Origin of the sequence: Paucibacter sp. Y2R2-4, from assembly GCF_025717535.1 — a bacterium.
Classification (GTDB): Bacteria; Pseudomonadota; Gammaproteobacteria; order Burkholderiales; family Burkholderiaceae_C; genus Paucibacter_A.
Genome location: NZ_JAJIRO010000001.1, coordinates 822,109 through 843,808 on the forward strand (window position 1 = coordinate 822,109; position 21,700 = coordinate 843,808).

The following is a 21,700-nucleotide window of genomic DNA, read 5'->3' on the forward strand; positions in this document are numbered from 1 at the left end:
GGCAGAAGAAATCCGCTGAAACTTTTGCCGAAATATTCTCTGAAACTCGCTCAAGAACAGAAGGCGAACTGAGCCGATCGGGCCACAATGCGGACTGCGTTTTTCTTGCTGCCTTTAGCGTCTGAGGACGAGGCAGCCAAGTAGCTCCCCTTTCGCTTTTGACATGCTCGACTTCTCCTCCCTGACGCACTACGACTGGCTCGACGTCCCCATGTGGGTCTTCGATCACCATCGCCAGCGCAATCTTTGGGCCAATGCTGCGGCCCTGCGGTTTTGGCGTGCGGCCAGTGCTGAGGAGTTTTTGGCGCGGGATTTCTCAGACACCACCTCAGCAGTGCGCGAGCGCCTGGCCGTCACCGCCACCGACCACGCCCAAGGCAAGATCGTGCGCGAGCAGTGGACGCTCTACCCCAAGGGCCAACCGGTCACCGCCATGCTGGTTTCGCGCGGCATCCTCACCCCAGACCGTCGCCAGGTGATGTTGTTCGCAGCCGACTCCCTGGCCAGCGGCGCTGATCTGGGCGTCTTGCGCGGCGTCGAGGCGCTGCAACACACCTCGGTGCGCATCGGTGTCTTCAGCCTCAAGGACGGCAGTTGCCTGATGCGCAATCCTGCCGCAGCCTTGGCCTTTCAGCCCCCCTCGGCCACGGGCGCCGCCGACCAAGACGCGAGCAAGACGAGCGGCACCAATCCCCGTCTACCGCGCAACGAGCTGCTGGCCCTGTTTGCCCAAGCCGAGGAAGCCGAGGACATCGTCCGTCAGGTCAGTGCCGGCATCAGCGTCAAGGTGGATGTGCAATTGCACACCCAGCAAGGGCTGTGCTGGCACGGCATCAATGCCAGCCCCATGCGCGACCCGGTGACCGGAGAGCCGGTGCTGCTGCTCAACGCCCGAGACATTGCCGACCTGAAAGCCAGCCAAGCTGCGCTGGAAGCCGCCCGCGAAGCCGCTGAAACGGCCAGTCAGGCCAAGAGCAGTTTCTTGGCCAATATGAGCCACGAAATCCGCACACCGATGAATGGGGTGCTGGGCTTGACCGAGCTGGTATTGCAAACCGAGCTGAGCGACAAGCAACGCAAATTCATCGAGCTGGCCCACAACTCGGCCAAAGGCCTGATGGTCATCATCAATGACTTGCTGGATGTGGCCAAGATCGAGGCCGGCCGCGTCGTGATCGAACATTCGCCCTTCTCCCTGCACGACTGCCTGCGCGAGGCGCTTCACCCACTGCTGCTGCAAGCGCATGAAAAAGGCATACAGCTGCATGCGCGAGTACAGCCGGGCGTGCCGCAACATGTGCTGGGCGATGCGCTGCGCCTGCGCCAGGTGCTGGTCAATCTGGTCGGCAACGCCTTGAAGTTCACTGAAAAAGGCGAGGTGCGCGTCGAGGTGCAACTGGTTGAAGACGATGCCGGCGCCGAGGATGCAGACACTGGCGTCAATGCGAACGCTGATTCGGCCTTGCGTTTGCGCATGAGCGTGCATGACACCGGTATTGGCATGACCCGCGACCAGATCAAACAAGTCTTCGACCCCTTCACCCAAGCCGATGGCAGCATCACGCGCCGCTATGGCGGCACAGGTCTGGGCCTGACCATCGTGCAGCGCTTGGTCGGCCTGATGGGTGGCCATGTGCAGGTTGAAAGCCAACCCGGCACCGGCTCTTGCTTCAGCTTTGAAGTGGCACTGCAAACTCCCCCCAAAGCCAACAGCTGATCAGCCCACTCTTTGCGCATGAAGCTGTCGCCCCGCATGGCCCTGCTGCTGACGCTGCCGCCGCTGATGTGGGCGGGCAATGCCATCGTTGGGCGCTTGATGGTCGGCAGCATCTCGCCTTTGGCCTTGAATGCCTTGCGTTGGGGTCTGGCCACTGCGCTGCTCTTGCCCTGGGCCTGGCGCTTGATGCTGCAGCCCCGTCTGCTGCTGCAGCGCTGGCGCTATTTGGCACTCTGCGGTTTTTTGGGCATGGGCTGCTACAACGCCTTGCAGTACCAGGCGCTGCGCAGTTCCAGCCCGCTCAACGTGACCTTGATTGCGGCCAGCCTGCCGGTGTGGATGTTGGCGGTGGGCGCGCTGATGTTTGGCGTGAAGCCCCGTCGTCAACAGATCTGGGGCGCCGCCCTCTCCTTGGCCGGCGTGGCCTTGGTGATCAGCCGCGGCAATTTGCAAACCTTGGCGCAGGTGCAGTTCGTCCGCGGCGATTTGCTGATGCTCTTGGCGATCTTCAGCTGGGCGATTTACAGCTGGCTGCTGGCAAGACCGCCGGCCTCCATGCAGGGCGAAGCCCGCCCCAACTGGGACTGGGCCTCCACACTGATGGCTCAGCTGCTGTTTGGCCTGGTGTTTGCCGGCGGCATGGCCGGCTTGGAACAAATAAGCCTGCAGCCACAAGCAATTCAATGGGGGCCGGGTCTTGCCTTGGCGCTGCTTTATGTGGCGGTCGGCCCCTCTTTGATTGCCTATCGCTGCTGGGGCTTAGGTGTGGCATCCGCCGGACCCGCCGTGGCCGCCTTCTTTGGCAACCTCACCCCGGTTTTCGCCGCCTTGATGTCGGCCGCGCTGCTGGGCGAATGGCCGCATTGGTATCACGGGGCTGCTTTTGCCTTGATTGCGGCGGGCATCGCCGTCTCAGTCGCCGGGGGAATGGCGGGGCGCCGCAGCTAGCAGCGTCGCCCGCTCCACTCAATACACACCGGGATACGCGCCGCCATCCAGCAAGATATTCTGCCCGGTGAGATAGCCCGCTTGGGCGCTGCACAGCATGGCGCAGATGGCGCCGAATTCTGCGGCCGTGCCAAAGCGCTGCGCAGGAATGGCCGCGCGCCGTTTGGCGGCGAACTCTTCGCTGCTTTGTCCAGTCTTTGCGCCACCGGCGGCCAAAGTCTTGTGCAAACGCTCGGTATCAAAAGCACCAGGCAGCAGGTTGTTGAGGGTCACATTGCGGCCCGCCAAGCTGGATTGCCGGGCCAAGCCGGCGACAAAACCCGTCAGGCCGGAGCGCGCGCCATTGCTCAGACCCAGCACGTCGATCGGCGCCTTCACCGCGCCCGAAGTGATATTGACCACTCGGCCATAACCGCGCGCGGCCATGGCGTCCACGGTCGCCTTGATCAGTTCGATGGGCGTCAGCATATTGGCGTCAATTGCGGCCAACCAGGCGGCGCGGTCCCAATCGCGAAAATCTCCAGGCGGTGGGCCGCCTGCGTTGTTGATCAAGATGTCGACCTGCGGGCAAGCGGCCAAGGCCGCCGTGCGGCCTTCGACTGTTGCGATATCGCCCGCCACCGCCACCACGTGCACGGCAGGGTTCAGGCGCCGCAGATCCGCCGCGGTAGCCTCCAGGGCTTCTGCGCCGCGCGCGGTGATGACGACATGGGCGCCCTCTTTCACCAATGCCTCAGCACAACCGCGACCCAAGCCCTTGCTGGCCGCGCACACCAGGGCCCACCGGCCTGACAGTCCAAGATCCATTGCTTTACTTCCTTGTGTTCAACGCCGCAGGCAACGCAGCTTTCATTCCTTGAGCGACATTCCTTGAGCTACATTCATTGAGTGACTTCAGCGCCACTTCGCCAGCAGCCAAACGCCGCACAAGACCAGCACCGTGCCGGCGGCCACCCAAGGGGTGAACGGCTCACCCAAAACCAGCACGCCCATCAAGAGCGTGGACATCGGCCCGATCATGCCAGTTTGCGCGGCAAGGCTGGCGCCTAGGCGCTCAATCGCCATCATCACCATCAAGACCGGCGCAAAGGTGCAGGCAGTGGCATTCAAGACCGAGAGCCACAAGACCTCGGGCGCGACCGCAAAAGCCGAAGCAGCAGGCCGCAAGATGAAGAACTGCCCGATGCACAGCAAGCAGGACACCGAGCTCGCCAAGCCCGTCAGGCGCAGAGATCCGAGGCGCTGCACCTCCTCACCGCTGAAGAGCAAATAGCAGGCATAGCTGAGCGCACTGCCAAAGACCAAGGCTGCGCCCAACAGCACATCGGGGCCTTGCAAATGCAGCTCCTGACCGAACACCAAGAGCACGCCGGCATAGCTGATCGCTAGCGCCAGCAATTGCCGCCCTGTCACCCGTCGTTTGAACAAGAGCCAGCTGAGCAGCAACACCAAGGTCGGGTTGAGGTAGAGGATCAAACGCTCAAAACTGGCGCTGATATAGGCCAGCCCGGCAAAGTCCAAAAAGCTGGCCAAGTAGTAGCCACTGAAACCCAGGCCAAAGATCACCCGCCAGTCACGCCGCGTCAGAGCCGGCTTGCCAAGCCCGGCCCACAGGGCCAAGGCCACAAACAAGGGCAAGGCGAACAGCATGCGCAGCATGATCAGGGTGACCGCATCGACGCCATGTCGATAAGCCAGCTTGACGATGATGGCCTTGCCCGAGAAGGCCACCGCCCCCAAAGACGCCAACACAAAGCCCGGCCATAAAACCCGCTGCGACGTGCTGGAGGAAGGAGAGACGGCGGGCATGGCGGAGGGAGCAGGCATCGGCGCAAATTCTAAACAGCGCAGTCCTAGCCCAATGCAAAACCGGCACTATTCAACAGCTTTCGAACTTTCGGAGTTTTCAGAAAGAGGATTGCCTTTATCCGAACGCAAGTCGACCGATACAGGCCGGTGCCAGCCAAGGATTCTTGGCCCAGAGCAGCGCTAAGACCGCATGGCAAAGAACAAGGGAAAAAGGAAGCATTCATGAGATACAGCGACAGCATGGCGCGCAGTGCCGAACATTTGCGAGCCGCATTGCCTTTGATGACTCAGCAGCGCGCCGCGCTGCATCCGGCCAGTTACGCCGTTTGGTATGAATTCGTCAGCGGCATCAATCCCGCCCTGAATCAATCGCTGAATGCCAAAACAGCCGGCGGCCAGACGCTGGATGAAGCACAGACCTGGGCGCTGTATCGCGAACACGTGTGCGAGCTGGACCCCGCCACCGGCGAGCGCATCAGCGCCGGGCTGAGCCAAGTGCTGGAGGGCATGGCCGCCTCAGCCGCTGAAGCCGGCCAACAATCGGCGCGCTTTGATCAATCGCTGACCAGCTGGGTCGAACGCCTGCTGGACAACCCTCCGCAACAAGCTCAGGCCCAGGTGCTGCAAGAATTGCTCAGCGGCACCCGTGAAATTCGCGGCGCCTTGAGCCATCTGCAACAAAGGCTGGACAGCAGCCAAGAAGAAATCAACAGCCTGCGTGAAGACGTGCGGCGCGCCCGCGGCGAAGCCTTGCTGGATGCCCTCACCGGCCTGGCCAATCGCCGGGCCTTTGATCTGCAGATGCAAAAGTGCATCGAAGCCCCGCACGCTGACCGGGACCGTGCGCCCTGCCTGGTCTTGGGCGACATCGACTTCTTCAAGCGCGTCAACGACAGCTATGGCCATGCTTTTGGGGACCAAGTGTTACGTGCAGTGGCGCAGACGCTGAAGGGCGTGGCGGGCACCGGCGGAGGCAGCCCCTCGACGGCCAGCACGGCAGACGCCAATGAAGCGAACGCCGCCCTGCCCGCACGCATCGGCGGAGAAGAATTTGCCCTGCTTTTGCCGAATGGCGAATTGCAAAAAGCCCAGCAAATGGCGGAAACCATGCGCGCCAGCGTGGCTGCCAGCCGCATCCGCCGCGGCACAACGGCGGGCGAGATTGAGCGCGTCACCATCTCGATCGGGGTGACCCAGATGGCCAAGGGCGAAACTGCCGACAGTTTTTATGCCCGCGCTGACCGCGCGCTTTATGCCTCCAAGCGCACCGGACGCAACTGCGTCACCGTGTTGGCCGCTTGATGGCCGCTCGTGATCCAGGGCTGAAGCCCCCTTGCATCATGCTGGCACAGGGCAGGCCTCGCAACCGCGCTGCCGATTCGGTATAAGTTCTAGCCTTTCAGGGCCGCCCAAGGGCCGCCCGGGCCTATACACTGGCTTCTTCAGGAGCATCGTCCAAACAATGTCATCCAGCACAAGAAGCGCACTGTCGCACCGATCCGCGCCCCCGCTGGCCCTGCAAGGGAGCTATTGATGTTCGAGCGTGCCTCGCTTCGATATGCAGTGATCGTGGCCCTCTTGGTCGGGCTGCTGGTGCCCACGGCCGTCACCTCGCTATGGGATGCCCAAGCCACCCGTCACACGGCCCTGGAAGACCTGAAACGAGATCTGGCGCGCACCACGGAAGTGATGTCGCTGTCCTTGGCCGAACCGGTCTGGCAGGTCTCGCCGGACTTGGCCGAGCCCATGATCAAGGCGCAGTTCGATGACCCGCGTTTTGTTTCCGTGGTGGTGCGCGAACAGTCCACCACCACTGCCTTCCAAGAAGTGCGCCGCCCTCAAAGCTCGGACGAGCAAGACCTGACCCTCAAGGCCAGCCGCCCGGTGCTGCGCGATGGTCGACAGATCGCCGAGCTGACTGTGGAGATGAGCGCCGCGCCGTTGCTGGCCGCCAAGCGGGCCGATATGGTGCGAACCTTGTGGCGCAGCGTGGTCACCTTGACCATGTCTTCGCTGCTGATTCTGTGGGTGATGCGAAGGCGCGTGCTGCTGCCGATGACACAGCTGACTCAGGCCGCCGAGGCCCTCGCCGCCGGTCAACTGGAAAAGCCGCTGGATCTGGTCGGCAGCGATGAGATCGCCCGCGTCAGCTTGGCGATGGAGCGCATGCGGCAGTCCTTGCTGCAAGCCTTTGAGGAACTGCGCCACCATGCCAACACGCTGGAAGAGCAAGTCGAGCAGCGCACCGCCGAGTTGACCACCAGCAATGAAGATCTGACCCAGGCCTTGGCGCATCTGAAGACGGCGCAACATGAATTGGTCGAATCTGAAAAACTCGCTTCTCTGGGCCGGTTGGTGGCCGGGGTGGCTCATGAGTTGAACACGCCGCTGGGCAACTCTTTGACGGTCGTGTCCTCACTGGAAGACCGCTACAAGGCCTTGGACGAAATGTTGTCCAGTGCCACACCGATGCGGCGCAGCATGCTGGAAGACTTGGTGCGCGACACCCGTCGCGGCCAGGACATCTTGCAGCGCAATGTGCAAAAAGCCGCCGACTTGGTACGTGACTTCAAGCAAGTAGCCATCGACCAAACCACCGACCTGCGGCGCGACTTTGATCTGGCCCGCGTGGTCGAAGATGTCTTGATCATGGTCGAGCCCAGCTTCAAGCACACGCCCTTCCTCATCAAGACCGATCTGGGCAGTGGCATCTCGATGAACAGCTACCCCGGCTCGCTGGGCCAAGTGCTGACCAATCTGCTGATCAATGCGCTGGTGCATGGATTTGAAGGCCGTACCGAGGGCGAGGTGCGGGTGCACTGCGCTCAACTCAGCCCTGATGAGGTGGAACTGAGCATCATCGACAACGGCCGCGGTATGGATGAGTCGGTGCGGCGGCGCATCTTCGACCCCTTCTTCACCACCAAGCTCGGCACCGGGGGCTCTGGCCTGGGCATGCACATCGTGCACAACATCGTCACCAATGTGCTGGGCGGCCAGATTGAAGTCTTCAGCGCGCCCGGTCACGGTGCCCGCATGTTGATTCGCCTGCCCACCGTCGCCCCCGAGCGCGGCGGCGCCGAAGGATCGCTGCACTAAGCGGCCTGCAGCGCCCTCTGAGGGCGAGCCTTTCGCCGTCACAAACCGTCACGCAAGCCATACAGGGTTTGCACTGACTCGACGGCCTCTCATCGACACAATGAGTCCATCGCAGCAAGAAAAGCCGATTCAAAAGCGAATCGGCAAGGCAGCGAGATTGACTCAACCAAGAAGAAAGGCAAGTCGATGAACAAGCATACTTTCACCAAGACCGCTACCCTCGCTCTGGCCCTGGTCGCCGGCAGCGCCTTCGCCAACGAAACCGGCTGGTATGTGGGAGCGGACATCGGTCAAGCCCGCAACAATTTGACCAGCCCCACCAGCCCTGCCGTGGGCCTCGATAAGAAGGACACTGCTTACGGCATGCACGGTGGTTATCAGTTCAACAAGTATTTCGCCACCGAGCTGGGCGTGACCCGCCTGGGCACCCAAAAGATCGGCGACAACAAGGCCACCACCACCGCTTATTCGCTGGATGCCATTGGCCGTTTGCCGGTGAGCGACAAGTTCTCGGTTTATGGCCGCTTGGGTGCCGCTCATATGGAGCGTAACTACAGTGCCGCTTCGGGCAACCATGCCGCAGGCTTCAAGGTGGGCCTGGGTGCGGACTACGCCATCGACAAGAACTGGTCGGTGCGTACCGAGCTGACACGCTACAACAACGTGCCGACCACCAGCACCTTCGGCAACACCCTGGATAGCTGGAACGTGGGCGTGAACTACCGCTTCTAAAGCGCCTTAGCCACCCAAGGAATCCTTAAGCACGAGAGGCTGGGGGAGACAAACGGCCGGGACGAGGAGCGCCACTCCAGGGAGCCATCTGCGGCAAAGCAAAAGCCGCAGCGCCCCGAGCCCCATTCCGAGAGCCGAAGAGCCCGTTGCAGCCAATGCTGCCGCGGGCTTTTCCTCATCGAGGCCATGGCCTGGGCCGCACGCAATTGACCACCGCTTGGGCCAGAGTGGCATTCAAAGAGTCAGCAGCTCAAGCAGCTCAACCCGCTGCGAAAACCGCCGCAAAAGCCGCCACGAACGCTGCGGCAGCTGAATCAAAAGCGGGTCATGCCTCGCCAACTGATTCAGCAGGCTAGGAGGCAGGACTCAGACTACGCTCAGTTCGAAGCAGCGGACGCCGCAGCGCTGGCAGCTTCGGGCAGTGAGGCGGGCACTGCGGGCGCTGATGCCGCCACGTCCGAAGCCGATTCTGCGTGAGGTGCGGCCACATCATGCTTTTCGCCGCTCATGTCGATGCCGCCACCGCTTTTCATCAAGATAAAAATGGCCAAGGCAGCAAAAAGAGCAAAGCCGACGAGCAATTTCCACATGGTTCAGGTCCAGTCCGTCAAAAGTAGTTGAAAGAAACAAGCGCTTATTGTGGTTGCCCAAGCTGACTGCAGACTGAGCAAAGACCCGCGCTTTGGCGCACGCCCATGAAAAAAGGGCAGCCCCAAGGCCGCCCTTCTCAAAACCAAGCGGTCAGTGCCGCTTTGGCTTTAGCCCTCAGGGGCGCTCAATCATTGGCGTAGATGTCCACGTCCTTGGTTTCGCGCACGAACAGCAGGCCGATCACCAGCGTCATCGCTGCGACGCCGATGGGGTACCACAGGCCGTGATAGATGTTGCCGTTTTGAGCCACCATCGCGAAAGTGATGGAAGGCAGCAGTCCACCGAACCAGCCGTTACCAATGTGATAAGGCAAGCTCATCGAGGTGTAACGGATGCGAGTCGGGAACATTTCCACCAGCATGGCAGCAATCGGGCCGTAAACCATGGTCACGTACAGCACCAGCACGAACAGAATGGCAATCACCACCGGCTGGTTGATCTTGGCGGAGTCAGCCTTGGCGGGATAGCCAGCGGCCTTCATCGCTTCGCTCAATTCCTTCTTGAAGGCGGCGATGCCCTTGGTCGAAGCTTCATCAAACTTGTGCTCTGTGGCCTTGGTGGCATTCAGGCCGTTGATGACCTTGTCGCCCACCTTGATCACGGCCACCGAACCCGCCGGGCCGGCCACGGTTTCATAGCTGGCTGAGGCTTGTGCCAGAGCACGCTTGGCGATGTCGCAAGAACTGGTGAAGTCAACTTCACGAGCGATTGGGCTACCCTGGAAGGAGCAAGTGCTGGTATCCACCGTCAGCGAGATTTGGGCAGAGGCTTGAGCCTTGGCCAGATCAGGGTTGGCCGCATTGGTCAGCGCCTTGAACAGCGGGAAGTAAGTGACGATCGCGAGCAGCAGACCCGCCATGATGATGGGCTTGCGGCCGATCTTGTCAGACAGGGTGCCGAAGATGACGAAGAACGGCGTGCCCAGCAGCAGGGAGACGGCCACCATGATGTTGGCGGTGGACATTTCCACCTTCAAGACGCTGGTCAGGAAGAACAATGCATAGAACTGGCCCGAGTACCAAACCACGCCTTGGCCCGCGACCAAGCCGAACAAGGCCAGCATGACGATCTTCAGGTTCTTCCACTGACCGAAGGACTCCGACAAAGGCGCCTTGGAGGTCTTGCCTTCCGACTTCATCTTCTGGAAGGCCGGGCTTTCATTCATCGACAAGCGAATCCACACGCTGATGCCCAGTAGCAGAATCGAAACGATGAAAGGCACACGCCATCCCCAAGCCGCGAACTCGGTTTCACCGATCACGGTACGGGTTCCCAGAATCACCATCAGCGACAGGAACAAGCCCAGCGTTGCGGTGGTTTGAATCCAGGAGGTGTAGGCGCCACGCTTGCCTGGAGGGGCATGCTCGGCCACATAGGTGGCGGCACCACCGTACTCACCACCCAGCGCCAAGCCTTGCAGCATGCGCAAGCCGATCAAGATGACCGGCGCCGCGGCACCAATGGTGGCGTAAGAAGGCAGCACACCGACGATGAAGGTCGACAGACCCATGATCAGAATGGTCACCAAGAAGGTGTACTTGCGACCAATCATGTCGCCCAGACGGCCAAACACCAGCGCGCCGAAGGGGCGCACGATGAAGCCTGCAGCAAAGGCCAACAGCGAGGCAATGAATGCCGCCTGTGGGTCCAGGGCCGAGAAGAATTGCTTGGCGATGATCGGCGCCAAAGAACCGTAGAGGTAGAAGTCGTACCACTCGAACACGGTGCCGAGTGAGGAAGCGAAGATGACCTTCTTTTCCTCAGCCGTCATCGGCGTGTTGGTCGTGGAGACTGCGCTTGCAGTTGCCATGGTGGGATGTCTCCGGAAGTTTTTGCACGAGAACCACCGCCCGGTAGCTCTTGGCCGAACTATGGGAGCCGCCTCTGACCCGACTCTGACGCCAGACTTAAGCCAAACTGACAAAACCGACTGCAACCCGCAGTCAAAATTTCGCAATGCGGCATTTGAGCCGCATCAAGGGTAAGTCCCAAAGTGCCCCGTCACGCTTTGCTGACGACGATTTTCAGCGGCTTCGTGCTCGCCGTTGGCTGGCCGGGCTCCGCACCCGGCCCCGGCTCAGCCCATGTCCCTCAACGGCCTCAGGGCGAAACTCGCCGCACGCCGGGGCGCGAGCGCGCTGCCGCCTCCCAGTCGCCCTGCTCAAACCAGGGGTCGCCGCGCAAATAAGCGGCCAACATTTCCAGCGAATCCAAGCCCCAAAACAGCTTGCCGTCCACGGCAATAGTCGGCACGCCAAACACGCCCAGGCCGAGCGCCTCTTCGGTGGCGACGCGCAAGGCTTCCTTGATCTCCTCACTGCCGGGGTCACGCGCCGGGGTCAGGTCTTGCGTCAAAGCGGCCAAGCGGCCGGCCTCATTGGCATCAGCGCTCTGGCTGCGCCAGACATGATGAAAAATCTTCTCAACTTGCAAGCGATTGGGCGTACCGCCAGCTGGCGCGCAGGCCCAGGCCAAGCGCAAGAGCGGCAAAGGGTTGAAGGGATGCTGGGCCGGCACCTGCAGCGGGATCTTCAACTGATGGGCCGTCCAAGCGATCTGACGGAAGGTCCATTGACGCTTCGGCTCGATCTCGGCCGGGCCTTTTTGACCCAGCGCGTGCAGCAAAGCGGCAAACAAGATGGGCCGGTACTCCACGCTGTAGTTCAAGCCTTCCAAGGCTTGCGGCAAGCGATCAAAGGCCAGAGCTGCAAACGGAGAAATCGGATCAAAGTAAAACGTCAAATGCTTCATGTTCAGGCCTTTTAAATGGAGGAGCCAGGTTCTGCAGCAGTGAAGATGCCCAGGTCCAGGAGTTGCTCGCGCCGGGCTGGCAAGCGCTGCAAGATCTCCAGGCGGGTCTCGTCATTGGCCTTGGACCAAACTGTAATTTCAGGAATCGTGCGGGCGCAGCCTTCGCACCACCCGGTCGGCTGATGAATGCGGCAAACATTGGTGCAAGGCGACTTCACCTGAGATGTGATCACGCCGCTCATGCTTGCACCACGTCGATCACCGGCGCCCCCGTCAGAGACACCAACTCGTCCGGCGTCATTGGAAAGACGCCATTCGGATGGCCAGCCGCAGCCCAGATCAAGTTAAATCGAAACAACTCGCGGTCCAAAAACAGCAAGGGCTGAGGCAAGCCATCGGCAGGCGCAAATCCAAGCGGCGAAACGCCGCCGATCGAAAAGCCCGTGCGGGTCTTCACGTAATCAGCATCAGCGCGGCCCAGCGGCCCGGTGTGCTGAGCGAGCTTTTTTTCGTCTACCCGCTTGTCGCCAGAGGTGATCACCATCACCGCGGCCTCATCGGCACGGCGCCGAAACACCACCGACTTGGCAATCTGGCCCAGGCTGACGCCGAGCGCATCGGCGGCTTCTTGCGAGGTTCGCGCGGCGACTTCCAACCAACGGGCTTCACGCGCATGTCGACGCTCGCTCAGTGCACCTTGCACGCGACGAAAACCCTCGGGCCGCTCTTGCGCTTGCGCTGGCACTTGTGCGTCGAGGATCGATTCATTAAGAACATTCATGCCCGCATTCTCTCAGGCAATCCCAAGGCAGCCGGGCTCAGAGGACTAAGCCTTTTGCGCTCTGGCTATACGACCGAGCGCAAAAGCTGTGGCCCGGGACCAAGCTGACCGGACACCGACTCGCGCCAACTCAGTCGCGATCCCGGCCATGACCATGCCTCTCTCTGTCGCGTCCATGAGCACGCTCATAGCCACGTTCACCTTCGCGACCCCAGCCGTCTCCATGCAGTTCGCTATGACTGTGCCGGTAATGCGGCACGAACTCATCACGGTACCAGTCGTCGCGCACAAAGTAGACCGGTCGCCCACAGGCTTCGTAATGCCTGCAGTGCATGTGCCAGTTTCTCTCATGACCCGGCGGCACACGAATGTAGACCGGCGCGGCCTGCACACGAGCCCGCTCGATCAAGACCGGCTGCGAGTAGATCAGCCGTGGCCGCGGCGCATGGCCAATGTCAACTTGGCCATAAAACCCCGGCTGCCCAATATTGATCGAAACCCCGACATCGGCCGCTTGAGCCTGCGCCATGTACCCCAAGCCCAGCACCCAAGCCGTCAAAAAGAACTTCTTGCTCATCGCCAAACTCCTGAGAGGTCTGAATCGACCCATTCGTTGTGTGTTGACTCAATCAACGCGCAGAAGCTAGCGCGGGTGCACCCCTCGTCACATTTGGAAACGCAATACCCAACAAAACATCCGCAGTCAAAGCCGTTTCAGCCGCCAGAAGACCCCTGCGACCTCGGATCGGCGAAGCGGCGCCGCTCAGCCGATAAAATACAAAGCAGAACGAAATGTCGCGGCACCAGCCCTGGTGTCGGCGAATGCACGGGCCTTTACGCGGGCCATCGTGAACGTCACCCTTCCCCCTCGTCTGCCATCGCCTGGCCGGGTCTTTTTTCTTGCATTCACGCCCCCATGAACATCACCGTCCTCGAAGAACTGAAGGCTTACATCGACCCCCTGACCCCGGACGAACACCAGGCCCTGGAGCGCAGCATCTTGAGCGAAGGTTGCCGTGATGCCCTGGTGCTGTGGGGCGATATCTTGGTCGATGGCCATAACCGCTACGGCATCTGCCAAAAACACGGCCTGCCCTTCAACACCGTACAGAACACCCGCTTCCAATCGATGGAAGACGTGCATCTGTGGATGATCGACCAGCATTTGGGCCGTCGCTCGGTGTCTGACTTCCAACGCGGCGTATTGGCTCTGCGCAAGAAAGAAATCACCAGCGCCCGCGCGCAAGCGGCCGTGGCCGCTCTGGCCGAAGCTGGCACAGCCATCGGTACCGAATTCCCCAGCGAGATTGGCTCCGAAGCCACTGGCGCCCTGCCACAGCCCGAGCCGCTGACCAGCCGCGAAGCAATTGCCAAAGCCGCCCGCATCAGCAGCAATACCGTGGTGCAGATCGAAAAGATTCAGAAAAGTGCCGCGCCTGAATTGGTGGAGGCGGTCAAGGCCGGCACCATTTCGATCAATGCGGCGGCCGCCGTGGCCAGCCTGGACAAGGAAGAGCAGATCGCTGCCGTTGCCGGCGGCAAGAAAGAGCTGCAGCAGGCGGCCAAGCGGGTGCGCGAAAGCAAATCAGGCAGCCGCGCAAGCAAGACCGAAGGTGGCGACGCAAGTGCGGGCGAAGGCGCGCCGGACGAGAGCGCCGAAAGCGCTGAAGAACGCAATCGGCAGGCCCAGTTGCAACTCTTGCAAAGCACGGTGGCTGAATTGACTGCTGAAAACAAAGCCTTGAAAGAAGAGAACCAGCGGCTGCGGGAAGAGCTGGCTGCCGCGCAGTCACAGGGCTGAGGCCTAACTGTCGCTACAGTCGGGCCCTAACACCTCTTTCAGCACAGCATGGACAGCAGCGACCTTCACCAGCAAAGCCACGCAGAAATCCAGGCAGAGAACCTGGCTTTGCGCCAGCAGCTCGAAGCCATCCTGAGGGAAGCGCGCAATAACGAATTGAAGATACGGCGCTTCGAACAGCTGGAACACAAGCTGATCGCCACGCGCTCGCTACTGGACTTGGTGCGGTTGCTGTTAGGTGACTACAAGTCGGCCTTTGGTATCGACTGCGTCGCGCTGTCTTTGCTGGACCGCGACCATGAAGCCAGCCGCATGCTGGACGCGGAACTGGGCGCGGATGGGCCCATTCAAGGCCTGCATTTACTGCAATCCGACGCGCCCTTGCTGGCCCTGCATGCTGACCTGAAGCCTTGGTTGGGGCCATTCAAGGCCAGCGCACATGCTGAGCTATTCAGGGGCCAAGCCCGGGCGGCGGATGTTGCCTCGCTCGCACTGCTGCCCCTAAGTCGACACGGAGAACTGATTGGCAGCCTGCACTTCGGCAGCGTGGATGAGCAACGCTATGAAGCTCAGGCGGGCACTGCTTTGTTGGAGCGGCTGGCCGCCATCGTCTCGGTTTGCCTGGACAGCACGCTCAATCAAGAACGCTTGAAACTGGCCGGCCTGACCGACGCGCTGACCGGCGTGCACAACCGTCGCTACTTTGAACACCGCTGCCTGATCGAGATTGCCCAGGCCCGCCGCTATCGGCACGACTTGGCCTGCCTCTTCCTGGACTTGGATCGATTCAAGGCCATCAATGACCGCTATGGTCATCCGGCCGGCGATGCGGTGTTGCGGGCCGTCGGCCATAACATCCAGACTCAGCTGCGCGCGGGGGACACGATTGCCCGATTCGGCGGCGAAGAGTTTGTCGTCCTGCTGCCACAAGCGCCCGCCTTGCATGCACGCGAGATCGCCGAGCGCATACGTGCGGGCATTGCCGCACGGCCCTTCAGCTTGCCTAGCGGCGAAGTGATCACCGCCAGTGTGTCTGTGGGCCTGGCCATGTTGCCGACCGAGCGAATTCAGACGGAAGCTCAGGAACTGGCCGATCAATTGGTCAAGTCGGCCGATCAAGCCCTGTACCAAGCCAAGGCCGAGGGACGCAACCGCGTCGTTTTTAGCAGTTCTTAATTAGCTGCTCTTAACGCTCCAAACGTACGGGGCGCAGGTCTCACCTCCTTGGTCTTAGTGGGCTGACGCTAGCACTCGCCAAAACGATCCCACTGAGCCCTAGGCAAACCATCTGCCTCATCCGTTTGAGCGCGGCGCCTTCGATTCCTCATTCTTTGAGCCAGAAAGCAAAAACCCCTGATTCACAAGATTTCTCTTGCAGATCAAGGGTTTTGCATTACTTGGCGGAGTCGGAGAGATTCGAACTCTCGATGCAGGTTTTGCCCACATACTCCCTTAGCAGGGGAGCACCTTCGGCCACTCGGTCACGACTCCAGCGCAGCCTTGAATTCTATACTAAGTATTCAAGAGCTTTCAAGACTTATGCAGAAATTTGTTCCAATTCGAAGGCGCGATGCAAAGCACGCACAGCCAACTCCATGTACTTCTCGTCGATCACGACGCTGGTCTTGATCTCACTGGTGGAAATCATCTGGATGTTGATGCCCTCTTCGCTCAGCGCGCGGAACATCTTGGAGGCCACGCCGACATGTGAGCGCATGCCGATGCCGACGATAGACACCTTGCAAATGCGCGCATCGCCCATGACCTTGGAGGCTTGGGTGGCCGGACCCACCGTCTTCTCCAGCAACTCCATGGTGCGCGCATAGTCGTTGCGGTGCACGGTGAAGCTGAAGTCGGTCTTGCCGTCGTGCGAAACGTTCTGAATGATCACGTCGATGTCGATGTTTGCATCGGCCACCGGGCCCAGGATTTGGAATGCAATACCCGGCTTGTCCGGCACGCCCAGCAGCGTCACCTTGGCCTCATCGCGGTTGAAGGCAATACCCGAAACGACGGCTTGTTCCATTTTCTCGTCCTCTTCAAAACTGATCAGCGTGCCAGACTTGGCCTCTTCTTCGATGGCGATATCCCAAGGCGTGAAGCTGGACAGCACGCGCAGGGGCACCCGGTATTTGCCGGCAAATTCAACCGAGCGGATTTGCAAAATCTTTGAGCCCAGCGAGGCCATTTCCAGCATTTCTTCAAAGCTGATGGTGTGCAGGCGACGCGCCTCGGGCACGATGCGAGGGTCGGTGGTGTAGACCCCGTCCACATCGGTGTAGATCAGGCACTCGGCGGCCTTCATCGCTGCCGCGATCGCTACGGCGGAGGTATCCGAGCCGCCACGTCCCAAAGTCGTGATGTTGTGGTCCTCGTCAATGCCTTGGAAGCCGGCAATAACCACGACCTTGCCGGCCGCCAGATCGGCGCGCACGCGGGTGTCATCAATGCTCTCGATGCGTGCCTTGGTGTAACTGGAATCGGTGGCGACGGGCACTTGCCAGCCGGTATAGCTCACCGCCTCCAGGCCTTCGGCTTGCAATGCAATCGCCAACAAGCCCACCGACACCTGCTCGCCAGTGGCGGCAATCATATCGAGTTCGCGATTCAGTTCAGCGCTGCCGACAGAGGGCGACAGCTCTTTGGCCAAACCCAGCAAACGGTTGGTTTCGCCGCTCATGGCCGAGGGCACGACCACCATTTGGTGGCCCGCACGCGCCCATTTGGCGACACGCTTGGCAACATTGCGGATGCGCTCGGTCGACCCCATCGAGGTGCCGCCGTACTTGTGAACAATCAAGGCCATAGGAAGAGTGGTTGCGCGGGGGTCAAGGTCCCGGGACGGGTAATGCTGCGCCGCGGTCGCAACCTTCGATTCTAGCTGCTGCATTGCAGCAATATGACGATCAATTGAGTTACGAAACAAGCATGGAATCGGGCTTCCAGGTCAAGCTCAAGGCCGTTTCGCCTGGCTTGGCCAGCCAACGCGCATCAAGCCCCAAGCCAGGGGCATAGACCAGCTCATCTCCTGCAAACAAGAGCGGCCCCTTGCGTTGCCAGGCCGGCACGGCGGCCTCTTGATAGGCTTTCTTGAGACTGCGCAAACAACTGTTCCGCGCGCACTGGAACTGCTCGCCCCCGCTGCGTGAACGCATGACCAAGGCCCGCAGCGCCTCCTGGCTAACACCCGCACTCAGGCTAGGCTCCACCTGCCAAGCACCCGCCCAGTCGGCCAGGGGATAGATGCCCGGCTGCGACAAATCCAGTTCGACTGAACCCAAGGATTCCGAGACGATGCGGCTCGCGCTTGGCTGCCAAGTCAATCGCCCGCGATAGCGTCGCAAGAGCCCGCCAGCGCAGGACCATGTCGCCGGCTGACATCCTACTAACTCATGCGCTAAGCGGAGCAAGAGGCTGGCCGGAGCGACTTGACCGGTTTGCGCAGCCAACCAAGCTCGCAAGGCATTGCGAGCGCGAAGCTCACTGAGCTTGAACAGCGCAGGCAAGCAAAGACCAGGCAGTCCATCCGCCAGCGCATCAAGGTCTTCCTGAGCCACCTCATCCTGCAGCGCTGCGGCGTGCTGGGCCCAAGTGGCCGCTTGAGCCAAACTCGCCTCGGCTTGCGGAAACGCTTGCAACAAGCCAGGCCACACATCCAAGCGCAAACGGTTACGTGCAAAGCGCGTGTCTCGATTGCTGTCGTCTTCGATGTGGCTGAGCGCATGTTGCTGCACATAAGCTTGCACCGCCTCGCGAGGCTGATCCAGCCAAGGTCGAGCCCAGCACAAATCATCTTCTCGCCATTGCTGCGCGGGCATGCCGGCCAAGCCCGCCACGCCAGCGCCACGCAAAGCTTGCAAAAGCAAAGTTTCAGCCTGGTCGCGCCGATGGTGCGCCAGCAAGAGCAAGGTCGCCCCGACCTCATGAGCCATGGTGCTGAGTGCGGCATAGCGCTGCTCGCGCGCCCAAGCTTCGACACTTTGTGCAGGAGAAGGAGCGCCCGTCAGGCGCGTCGCGCGAAAGCGCAAAGGCAGGCCGCCCTCAGCCCAAGCCGCACATTGCGCTAGGCAATGATCAAGCCAGTCATCGGCATTGGGGCTGAGCCCGTGATGCACATGCAGGGCCACGACCTCTAAACCTGCGCCCTGCTCTTGGTTCAGGGCCTGGGCTTGGCGGGCCGCCGCATGAAGCAGCGCGGTGGAATCGCGTCCACCGCTGTAAGCAACAGCAATACAGCGGCTCAAGGACAACTCAAGGACGACTCAGGCCGGGGTTCAGCGGCTCTTGGTATCACCAAAGCGGCCGTAGGCCTGCAGGCGCTCATAGCGGCGCTCCAGCAATTCCTTGGGCTTCAAGTCGCTGACCTGGCGCAGCGCTTCACCCAGCGCACGCTTGAGGTTGGAGGCCATCTGCTTGTTGTCGCGATGGGCACCGCCCACTGGTTCGCTGACGATCTTGTCGATCAAGCCCATGGCCTTCAAGCGATGGGCAGTAATGCCCAGCGCGCTGGCCGCCTCGGGCGCGCGCTCAGAAGACTTCCAAAGAATGGAGGCACAGCCTTCCGGAGAAATCACCGAATAGGCCGAAAACTGCAGCATCAGAACCTGGTCTGCCACGCCGATGGCCAAAGCGCCGCCGGAGCCGCCCTCGCCAATCACGGTAGCGATGATGGGCACTTCCAACTGCGCCATCTCAAAGATGTTGCGGCCGATGGCTTCCGACTGACCACGCTCCTCGGCACCAATGCCGGGGTAGGCGCCCATGGTGTCGATCATGGTGAAGACGGGCAGGCCGAACTTCTCGGCCAGCTTCATCAGGCGCAGGGCTTTGCGATAGCCCTCGGGACGCGGCATACCGAAGTTGCGCAAGGTGCGCTCTTTGGCGTCCGAGCCGCGCTGATGGCCGACCACCATACAGGCTTGGCCATTGAAGCGAGCCAGGCCGCCGACGATCGCGGCGTCATCTGCAAAGTGACGGTCACCGTGCAGTTCTTGGAAATCGGTGAAGACCTCGGCGCAGTAGTCGAGCGTCTGGGGGCGCTGCGGATGGCGGGCCACTTGATAGACCTGCCAGGGCGCCACATTGGCGTAGACATCCTTGGTCAGCTGCTGGCTTTTCTTGCTGAGCCGGTCAATCTCTTCCGAGATGTCGACAGCGGACTCGCTCTGCACATAGCGCAGCTCTTCGATCTTGGTTTCGAGCTCGGCGATGGGCTGCTCGAATTCGAGAAAATGTTTCTTGCTCATCCTGCGATTCTTGGTCAGTGAGGAAGGTCCTGGACCGGACTGCCTATTGTAAAGGCCGTCCAGCGAGGGCAAATGTCTACTCCACCGGGAGCGGATCGAGGCTACGCCAAATGTACCATGTGGCTACCGAGCGGTAAGGTGCCCAGGCCTCCCCCAGTTCGCGAGCTTCGGCACGCGATACCGGCTCCCCCGAAAAGTAATTTTCGCTGATGCCTTTGAGCAAGCGCGGGTCGTCCAGCGGCAGCACATTGGGCCGGGTCAAATGGAAGATCAGGAACATTTCGGCGGTCCAACGACCGATGCCGCGAATTGCGACGAGTTCGTCGATGATGGCTTCGTCATCCATCTGCGTCCACTGACGAACGTGAACCGTGCCCGCCTCGAAATGCTGGGCCAGATCACTCAAATACTCGATCTTGCGCGCCGGCAGGCCAATGCCTTTCAAAGCGCCTTCAGGCAAAGCCAGCACCGCCGCCGGCTGAACCCGCGCCGATGAAGAGGCGGACATCAAGCCCGCGAACTTCTCCCAGGCCGCCTGCGCCGTCTTGACCGAGATCTGTTGGCCGATGACGGACCGGGCCAGCGTCGTGAATGCATCGCTGCGGCCTTGCAGGCGCGCCTCGCCAAACTGCGGGATGAGCTTCTTCATCACCCGGTCTCGCTTGACCAAGTGGCGGCAAGCCTCGTCCCAATAGTCCGGGGTCACCCCGGTTGCTGAGGGCCGCGCCACGTCAGGCCCGCGTCCAAGTCGTGCCGCTGGGCGAGTCTTGCAAGGCAATACCGAGGGCCAGCAACTCTTGGCGGATGCGATCGGCCGCAGCGAAATCGCGCGCAGCCTTTGCAGCAGCACGGGCTTCGATCTGCGTCAAGATGGCCGCTTCATCCACGCCAGAACCGGCTTGCAAATAGTCGCGCGGCGCTTGCTGCAAAAAGCCCAGCACGCCTGCCAATTGCTTGAGCAACTGGGCATCGGCCAAAGTGCGACTGCGGTTGACCTCGGCGGCCAACTCGAACAAGACCGCCACTGCGCCAGGCGTATTGAAGTCGTCGTCCATGGCGGCGCGGAAAGCGGCCGCCTGCGGATGAGTCCAATCAATTTCGGCAGCTTGACCGCTCAGATCCAGTCCATCCAAGGCGGTGTACAGGCGACGCAGCGAGTTGCGGGCATCGTCCAGATTCACATCGCTGAAATTGAAGGGGCTGCGGTAGTGCGTGCGCAGCATGAAGTAACGCAGGGTCTCTGCGTCATAGCGCTGCAGCACTTCGCGGATGGTGAAGAAGTTGCCCAAGGACTTGGACATCTTCACATGGTCCACATTCAGCAAACCGTTGTGCGCCCAGATCGTGGCAGGGCCCACACCGTTGGCACCTTCGCTTTGCGCGATTTCGTTTTCATGGTGAGGGAACTGTAGATCCGCGCCGCCGCCATGCAGATCGAACTGTTCACCCAACAAAGCGCAGGCCATGGCCGAGCATTCGATATGCCAACCCGGGCGACCTGGACCAAAGTCGGAAGCAAACTTGGCGTCCTCAGGCTCCTCAACTTTGGCGGCCTTCCAGAGCACGAAGTCCAGCGGATCTTGCTTGCCGTCGTCCACCGCCACGCGCTCACCGGCACGCAAGTCATCCAGCGACCGGCCCGACAACTTGCCATAACCAGGGAAGGCGCGCACCGAGTAATTCACATCGCCATTGCTGGCGCGATACGCCAGGCCCTTGCCCTCGAGCTTGCCAATCATCGACAGCATTTGCGGCACGTACTCCGTGGCGCGAGGCTCATGGGTCGGCCGCTCCACCCCCAGCGCATCCAGATCCGCATGCATGGCTTGGACCATTTCCTCGGTCAATTGCCGGATCGGAATGCCGCGCTCCAGAGCGCGACGAATGATCTTGTCGTCGATGTCGGTGATGTTGCGCACATAGCTCACCTTGTAACCACTCGCACGCAGCCAACGGTAGACCAGATCGAAGGCCACCATCATGCGGGCATGGCCGACATGGCAGAGGTCGTAAATGGTGATGCCGCACACATACATGCGGGCATGGCCCGACTCAAGCGGCGTGAAGGGCTGAACCGTACGGCTCAAGGAGTTGTAGATGCGAAGGGACATGGAGCAATCGAGGCTTGTTCTGAGGCGAGATGCAGACGATAAGGCGTCAATCAC

20 protein-coding genes and 1 tRNA gene are annotated in these 21,700 nt (G+C 61.0%); 7 read left to right on the plus strand and 14 right to left on the minus strand.

What is annotated here, in order from left to right:
- The first annotated feature begins 163 nt into the window (after positions 1-163).
- Positions 164-1,717, plus strand: a complete 1,554-nt coding sequence (locus LNV06_RS03565) for an ATP-binding protein (RefSeq protein ID WP_263536853.1) — start codon at positions 164-166, stop codon at positions 1,715-1,717.
- Positions 1,718-1,735: 18 nt separating this feature from the next.
- Positions 1,736-2,665 carry a DMT family transporter gene (locus LNV06_RS03570; protein ID WP_263536854.1) on the plus strand — a complete coding sequence of 310 codons (930 nt, stop codon included), beginning with the start codon at positions 1,736-1,738 and terminating at the stop codon, positions 2,663-2,665.
- Between the two features lie 18 nt (positions 2,666-2,683).
- Here LNV06_RS03570 and LNV06_RS03575 read toward each other — a convergent pair whose 3' ends face one another.
- Positions 2,684-3,472, minus strand: coding sequence for an SDR family oxidoreductase (locus LNV06_RS03575; protein WP_263536855.1), 789 nt, complete (start codon positions 3,470-3,472; stop codon positions 2,684-2,686).
- 87 nt (positions 3,473-3,559) lie between these two features.
- Complete coding sequence (locus LNV06_RS03580; RefSeq protein WP_411970045.1) at positions 3,560-4,492, minus strand: DMT family transporter; 933 nt, start codon at positions 4,490-4,492, stop codon at positions 3,560-3,562.
- Between the two features lie 204 nt (positions 4,493-4,696).
- Between LNV06_RS03580 and LNV06_RS03585 the strand changes: the two genes are divergently transcribed.
- The 3 genes from LNV06_RS03585 to LNV06_RS03595 all read left to right on the plus strand — a co-directional run bounded on the left by LNV06_RS03585 (position 4,697) and on the right by LNV06_RS03595 (position 8,305).
- Positions 4,697-5,776, plus strand: a complete 1,080-nt coding sequence (locus tag LNV06_RS03585; RefSeq protein ID WP_263536856.1) for a GGDEF domain-containing protein — start codon at positions 4,697-4,699, stop codon at positions 5,774-5,776.
- Positions 5,777-6,007: 231 nt separating this feature from the next.
- Positions 6,008-7,573, plus strand: coding sequence for a sensor histidine kinase (locus LNV06_RS03590; protein ID WP_263536857.1), 1,566 nt, complete (start codon positions 6,008-6,010; stop codon positions 7,571-7,573).
- Positions 7,574-7,759: 186 nt separating this feature from the next.
- Positions 7,760-8,305 carry an outer membrane beta-barrel protein gene (locus LNV06_RS03595; protein ID WP_263536858.1) on the plus strand — a complete coding sequence of 182 codons (546 nt, stop codon included), beginning with the start codon at positions 7,760-7,762 and terminating at the stop codon, positions 8,303-8,305.
- Positions 8,306-8,682: 377 nt separating this feature from the next.
- Here LNV06_RS03595 and LNV06_RS03600 read toward each other — a convergent pair whose 3' ends face one another.
- The 6 genes from LNV06_RS03600 to LNV06_RS03625 form a co-directional block, all read right to left on the minus strand.
- A complete protein-coding gene (locus tag LNV06_RS03600; RefSeq protein WP_263536859.1) occupies positions 8,683-8,895 on the minus strand; it encodes a hypothetical protein in 213 nt (70 codons plus the stop codon).
- 185 nt (positions 8,896-9,080) lie between these two features.
- Positions 9,081-10,766, minus strand: a complete 1,686-nt coding sequence (locus LNV06_RS03605; protein ID WP_263536860.1) for an MFS transporter — start codon at positions 10,764-10,766, stop codon at positions 9,081-9,083.
- Between the two features lie 290 nt (positions 10,767-11,056).
- Entirely contained in the window at positions 11,057-11,707 is a 651-nt protein-coding gene (locus LNV06_RS03610) for a 2-hydroxychromene-2-carboxylate isomerase (RefSeq protein WP_263536861.1), read from the minus strand.
- 11 nt (positions 11,708-11,718) lie between these two features.
- Positions 11,719-11,949 (minus strand): DUF1289 domain-containing protein, encoded by a 231-nt coding sequence (locus LNV06_RS03615; protein WP_263536862.1) that lies wholly within the window; start codon positions 11,947-11,949, stop codon positions 11,719-11,721.
- The gene (locus tag LNV06_RS03620) at positions 11,946-12,488 is read right to left on the minus strand and encodes a YbaK/EbsC family protein (protein ID WP_263536863.1); all 543 of its coding nucleotides are present in this window, start codon (positions 12,486-12,488) and stop codon (positions 11,946-11,948) included. The genes LNV06_RS03615 and LNV06_RS03620 overlap by 4 nt, the downstream gene beginning before the upstream one ends.
- Positions 12,489-12,618: 130 nt before the next feature.
- The gene (locus tag LNV06_RS03625) at positions 12,619-13,065 is read right to left on the minus strand and encodes a hypothetical protein (RefSeq protein WP_263536864.1); all 447 of its coding nucleotides are present in this window, start codon (positions 13,063-13,065) and stop codon (positions 12,619-12,621) included.
- A gap of 339 nt (positions 13,066-13,404) precedes the next feature.
- Between LNV06_RS03625 and LNV06_RS03630 the strand changes: the two genes are divergently transcribed.
- Together LNV06_RS03630 and LNV06_RS03635 are read left to right on the plus strand one after the other, a co-directional pair.
- Positions 13,405-14,289 (plus strand): plasmid replication/partition related protein, encoded by an 885-nt coding sequence (locus LNV06_RS03630; RefSeq protein WP_263536865.1) that lies wholly within the window; start codon positions 13,405-13,407, stop codon positions 14,287-14,289.
- A 48-nt stretch (positions 14,290-14,337) separates the two neighbouring features.
- Entirely contained in the window at positions 14,338-15,465 is a 1,128-nt protein-coding gene (locus tag LNV06_RS03635) for a GGDEF domain-containing protein (RefSeq protein ID WP_263536866.1), read from the plus strand.
- Between the two features lie 222 nt (positions 15,466-15,687).
- Here LNV06_RS03635 and LNV06_RS03640 read toward each other — a convergent pair.
- From LNV06_RS03640 to cysS, 6 genes are all read right to left on the minus strand, one after another.
- A tRNA-Ser gene (locus LNV06_RS03640) sits at positions 15,688-15,780 on the minus strand.
- Positions 15,781-15,826: 46 nt separating this feature from the next.
- Positions 15,827-17,095: an aspartate kinase gene (locus LNV06_RS03645; protein WP_263536867.1), complete on the minus strand. Its 1,269-nt coding sequence runs from the start codon at positions 17,093-17,095 to the stop codon at positions 15,827-15,829.
- A gap of 109 nt (positions 17,096-17,204) precedes the next feature.
- On the minus strand, positions 17,205-18,533 hold the full coding sequence (gene tilS, locus LNV06_RS03650; protein ID WP_263536868.1) for a tRNA lysidine(34) synthetase TilS: 1,329 nt from the start codon (positions 18,531-18,533) through the stop codon (positions 17,205-17,207).
- A 30-nt stretch (positions 18,534-18,563) separates the two neighbouring features.
- Positions 18,564-19,535, minus strand: a complete 972-nt coding sequence (locus tag LNV06_RS03655; protein WP_263536869.1) for an acetyl-CoA carboxylase carboxyltransferase subunit alpha — start codon at positions 19,533-19,535, stop codon at positions 18,564-18,566.
- Positions 19,536-19,611: 76 nt separating this feature from the next.
- Positions 19,612-20,184, minus strand: coding sequence for a DNA-3-methyladenine glycosylase family protein (locus LNV06_RS03660; RefSeq protein WP_411970046.1), 573 nt, complete (start codon positions 20,182-20,184; stop codon positions 19,612-19,614).
- An 82-nt stretch (positions 20,185-20,266) separates the two neighbouring features.
- The gene (gene cysS / locus LNV06_RS03665) at positions 20,267-21,646 is read right to left on the minus strand and encodes a cysteine--tRNA ligase (RefSeq protein WP_263536871.1); all 1,380 of its coding nucleotides are present in this window, start codon (positions 21,644-21,646) and stop codon (positions 20,267-20,269) included.
- Positions 21,647-21,700: the final 54 nt, after the last annotated feature.